This window comes from Paraburkholderia sp. Ac-20347, from assembly GCF_017104805.1.
GTDB classification, from domain to species: domain Bacteria; phylum Pseudomonadota; class Gammaproteobacteria; order Burkholderiales; family Burkholderiaceae; genus Paraburkholderia; species Paraburkholderia tropica.
Genome location: NZ_JAAGPN010000403.1, coordinates 1 through 5,161 on the forward strand (window position 1 = coordinate 1; position 5,161 = coordinate 5,161).

The window sequence follows — 5,161 nt, forward strand, 5'->3', positions numbered from 1 at the left end:
CGCGCTGCAGGACACCGGTTTCGCGCCGCGCGAAGCCGCCGCGCCGCCCTCCGATGCGCCGCTCGACGCGCTGCCGGTCGCCGGCGCGCTCGGCTACGTGGCGGCGAGCGCGAGTCCGCTCGTCACCTGTCCGCTCGAAGATCTGCTCGGTCTCGTCGATCAGCCGAATCTGCCGGGCTCGATCGACGAGCATCCGAACTGGCGTCAGCGCCTGCCCTTGCCCGTCGATACGCTTTACGCCGACGCCGCCGTCGCGCAACGCGTGAGCACCATCGTGCGCGCGCGTGAAACGGCGCCAGCATCCACGCATGAATCCGCGGATTCATCGCCAGACGCATCGCAAAACGCTTCAACCGACACCCTCAGCGCCACGCCCTCCGGTCCGCCCACGCCATGACACTTCCCCGCGCGACGCTGCGCCTGCAGCTTCATCACGGCTTCACCTTCGACGACGCGCTCGCGCAGCTCGACTACGTCGCCGCGCTCGGCGTGAGCCATCTCTATCTGTCACCGGTCACGACCGCGCAGCCCGGCTCGATGCACGGCTACGACACGGTCGACTATCAGGCGGTGAGCGCGGAGCTCGGCGGCGAAGCGGCGCTGCGTCGTCTCGCGGAGGCAGTGCACGCGCGCGGCATGGGCCTGATCGTCGATTTCGTGCCGAACCACATGGGCGTGGGCGGCGCGCACAACGCGTGGTGGCTCGACATCCTCGAATGGGGGCGGCACAGCGCCTACGCGCGGCATTTCGATGTGGACTGGCACTCGCCCGACCCCGCGCTGCGCGGCAAGGTGCTGATGCCGTTTCTCGGCGCGCAGTACGGCGAGGAACTGGCAGCGGGCCGCATCGAACTGAAATTCGACGCGGCCAACGCGCGCTTTTACGTGCAGTACGGCCCGCACGTCTGCCCGATCTGCCCGACCGATTACGCCGCGATCCTGCAATCGGCGGATCGCGCCGATCTCGCCACGCTCGCCAACGCGTTCCAGGGTTTGACCACGCAGCCCGAAGATCAAACGCGTGCGAGCGCCGCGCGCGACGCGCTGCGCGCGTTCGTCGAACGCGAAGGCACCGACCCGATCGAATTTGCTCTGGAATCCTATGCAAGCGCCGATCCGGTGCCGCGCGACAAGCTGCATCGGCTGCTGGAGCGCCAGCACTTTCGCCTCGCGTGGTGGCGCACCGCCACCGACGAAGTGAACTGGCGGCGCTTTTTCGACGTGACCGCGCTCGCGGGCGTGCGCGTCGAGCGGCACGACGTGTTCGAAGCCGTGCACAAGCTCGTGTTCCGTCTGTACGCGGACGGCGTGATCGACGGCCTGCGCATCGATCATATCGACGGGCTCGCCGATCCGCGCGAGTATTGCGAGCGGCTGCGCCAGCGGCTTGCGTCGTTGCGCGCGACGGTGCCGTATATCGTCGTCGAGAAAATTCTCGCGCGCGGCGAGGCGCTGCGCGAAGACTGGCCCGTGCAAGGCACGACCGGTTACGACTTCATGAACGACATGGGCGCGCTGTTGCACGATCCGGCGGGCGCCGCGCCGCTCGCCGAGACCTGGGCCGCGATCTCGGGCGACGACGCGCCGTTCGCGCGCGTGGCGCTCGACGCGCGCCGCGAAGTCCTGGCCGCGTATCTCGCCGCCGAACTCGATCACGCGGCGCGTGCGCTGCATCGCATCGCGCGCGAGCAGCCGGGCACGCGCGACTTCACGTATGCCACCGTGCATCGCGTCGCCGCGCAGCTAGCGATGCACTTTCCCGTGTACCGCATCTATCCGGTCAACGGTTTGCGCGGCGCGACCGACAACCGCTATTTCAGCGTAGCGCTGGAGGCGGCGCGCGAGGCGCTGCCGCGCGCGAGCCGTCTCGCGCTCGATCAGGTCGACGCCTGGCTCGGCGCGCGCGCGCCCGATAGCGCGAATGGCAACGGCAACAAGCCTGCACGGCCCAACGGTCCCGGCGGCGCCAGCGGCTCCGCGCAGCAACACGCACCCGGCGCGAAAAACGCAGCACGCGGCGCGCAGAAAAACGCCGCGCAAAACAGCGCGCCCGCGCCGCTCAGTCATGCGCTGATCGCCCAGCGCACCGCGCTCGCGCTGTTCTCGCAACTGACCGCGCCGCTCGCGGCGAAGGCCACGGAGGACACCGCGCTGTATCGCTATGGACGGCTGCTTTCACGCAACGAAGTGGGCGCCGATCCCGACGACTTCGCGATGAGCGCCGCCGACTTCCACGCAGCCAATCATCAACGTCAGCGCCGCGTGCCCTACGCGCTGCTCGCCACGGCCACGCACGATCACAAGCGCGGCGAGGACGTGCGCGCGCGTCTCGCCGTACTCAGCGAAATCGCGCCGGAATGGAACGCGACCTTGCGCGCGTGGTCGACGCTCAATCAGCCGCAGCGACGCAACGACGCCGCGCCGCCAGCGCAATGGTCGCCCGGTCCTACGGCGGAAGCGATGCTGTATCAGACGCTGGTCGGCTGCTGGCCGCCCGATCTCGATCCCGGCGACGAAGCGGGCGTGCGCGCGCTCGCCGAACGCGTCGCGCAATGGCAGTTGAAAGCGCTACGCGAAGCGAAGCTGCGCACCAACTGGCTCGTGCCCGACGAAGCCTATGAATCGGACTGCCAGGCATTTTTATTCGATATTCTCGCGCCGCAGCGTCGCGAAGGTTTTCTGCATGCGCTCGCGGCGTTCGTCGCGCGCGTCGCGCCGGCCGGGGCCGTGAACACGCTCTTGCAGACGGTGCTGCGGCTCACGTCGCCGGGCGTGCCCGATCTGTATCAGGGCACCGAGTTCTGGGACTTCAGTCTCGTCGATCCCGACAATCGGCGGCCCGTCGATTACGCGCAGCGCGCCGCGGCGCTCGACCACGAAGCGCCCGCCACGAAGCTCGCGCAATGGCGCGACGCGCATGTGAAGCAGGCGACGATCCAGCGCGTGCTCGCGCTGCGCGCTCGCGCGCCGGGATTGCTGCGGGAAGCGGATTATGTGCCGCTGGAAGTGCGCGGCGCGCTGGCTGCGCATGCGATTGCGTTCGCGCGCCGCCACGGCGATGCGTGGGCCGTCGTGATCGGCACGCGCCACGCGGCGGCGCTGCTCGACAGCGACACGCCGCGCGTCGCGCCCGAACGCTGGGAAGATACGGCCGTGGTGCTGCCGAAAACCTGCACGGCCACGGCGCTGCACGGCTGGCTCAGCGACGCGAGCCACACCATCACGCACGATACGCAGGAATCCGTGCTGTATCTGCGCGACGCGCTCGCCGCGTTGCCAGTCGCCGTGCTGTCGAATCTTTCCCGCGAAGACGCCTGACGACGCGCTTAACCGCCCTCGTCTTCGAGATCCTTCGGATACACGCGCACGAGCACGATGCGCGGCCCCTTCATTTTCTTCACGACGATATCGAAGCGATCGAACGACACGCGCTGACCTTCGGTCGGCAGATCGTTGAGCGCGTGAATCACGAGGCCGCCCACCGATTCGGCGCGGCCTTCGTCGATATCGATGCCGAGCGCCTGTTCGAGCGACACCACCGGCAGGCTGCCGCGGCCCATCAGCGTGCCGTCGTCCATGCGGGTCCAGTCGGTATCGGCCTGATGGAATTCGTCGTGGATCTGGCCCACCAGCGCGCCCAGCAGATTGTCGAGCGTGAGGAAGCCGTTCGGCCGCTGGCCCTTGCGGCCCACCAGCGCGAAATGCGGCGCGCCCTTGCGAAAGCGGCGGAATAGCGCGAGCGCGGGCGTTTCGGGCTTCACGTACTGCACGGGGCGCACGAACTTGCCGAGGTCGTCGAGCGCGTGACCGGCCTCGCGCGCGAGCAGCAGATCCTTCAGGTGAATCAGGCCGACGACTTCTTCGCCGCTGCCGTCCTCGAACAGCGGATAGCGGCTGAAGCGATGGCGCGCCACGATCTGCATGTTGTCCTTGAGCGGCACGTCGCGGCGCAAGCCCACCATTTCGTGCGTCGGACGCATGAGGTCGGAAACCGTGAGACGCGAGAAGTCGAGCGAATGCGCGAGCGCGTTCCACTCGTCGGCGCTCCAGTTGTTCGCGGCCTGCGCGAGCGACGCCTGCGAGCGGCGCGGCGAGCGCATCTGGGCTTGCCCCGGCGCCCCTTCGCGTCCGTTCGCGTGACCGTTCTGTCCATTCGCGTGACCGTTTTCATGGCCGTTCGCGTGACCATTCACGTGACCATTCGCGTGCGCGTCGGCTTCGGCTTGCGCGGCGGTGCGGCGGCTGCGCAGGATCAGCTTGAGTTCGTCGGTCGAATAGTGCGCTTCGGTGTCGTGTTCCGACGACAGGCCCGCGAGGCGCAGCACGGCGCTTGCGCTCGAATTGAGCGCCCAGATCGCCGGATACATCGTCCAGTAGAAGCCGTAGAGCGGCGTGGCGCACCACAGCGAGATCTTTTCCGCCTGGCGGATGGCGAGCGACTTCGGCGCCAGCTCGCCCACCACGATGTGCAGGAACGAGATCACCGTGAAGGCGAACACCAGCGAGATGCCGTGAATCAGTTCGGGCGAGCGGATGCCGACGATGTCGAACACCGGCTCCAGCAGCTGCGCGAACGCGGGCTCGCCGATCCAGCCGAGGCCGAGCGAGGCGAGCGTGATGCCGAGCTGGCACGCGGACAGATAGGCGTCGAGCTGGCCGTGGACCTTGGCGAGCAGCCGGCCGCGCATGCCGTATTGCGTCGCGAGGGACTGCACGCGCGTGGCGCGCAGCTTGACCAGACCGAATTCGGCCGCGACGAAGAAACCGTTGAGGGCAACGAGGAACAGCGCGCCGATCAGGGCGATAACCTGCATCAAGAGATAGGGCTCCGGAAAACGAAGCGATCAGTATAAGGTGTGCAAGCGGCCTGTAAGGCTAAGTCGGGCGTTTCGATCGCCGCGACGCCTGATGAAGTTGCGTCTGCTTGCGTCTGCTTGCGTCTGCTTGCGCGCGCTCGCGTGCCGTTGCCTGTGACGCAAAGCGGGCCGCCCAGGCGGCCCGCTTTGCGGATGTGCGGCTCAGGCAGACCGTTCAGCCGCCGGTCGCCGACACGTTGAGCGTGAGCGTGGCCGCCTCGCCCGCCACGAGCGGCTGCGCGTCGAAGCGGCCGCCATGCGCCTCGGCCACACGCTGGCACAGCGAGAGCACCCACGCGGCGCAA

At 68.3% G+C, this 5,161-nt stretch carries 3 protein-coding genes; 2 read left to right on the forward strand and 1 reads right to left on the reverse strand.

All coding sequences use genetic code 11. The features are described 5' to 3' along the window. Both G3N97_RS36340 and treY read left to right on the forward strand, forming a co-directional pair. On the forward strand, positions 1-397 hold a 397-nt coding region (locus G3N97_RS36340; RefSeq protein ID WP_205997624.1), incomplete at its 5' end, for a 4-alpha-glucanotransferase. After that, positions 394-3,318, forward strand: coding sequence for a malto-oligosyltrehalose synthase (gene treY, locus G3N97_RS36345; RefSeq protein ID WP_205997625.1), 2,925 nt, complete (start codon positions 394-396; stop codon positions 3,316-3,318). The genes G3N97_RS36340 and treY, both read left to right, overlap by 4 nt. Before the next feature lie 8 nt (positions 3,319-3,326). Here the strand turns inward: treY and G3N97_RS36350 are convergent, their stop codons facing one another. Further along, positions 3,327-4,817 carry a hemolysin family protein gene (locus G3N97_RS36350; protein ID WP_205997626.1) on the reverse strand — a complete coding sequence of 497 codons (1,491 nt, stop codon included), beginning with the start codon at positions 4,815-4,817 and terminating at the stop codon, positions 3,327-3,329. Between the last annotated feature and the right edge of the window lie 344 nt (positions 4,818-5,161).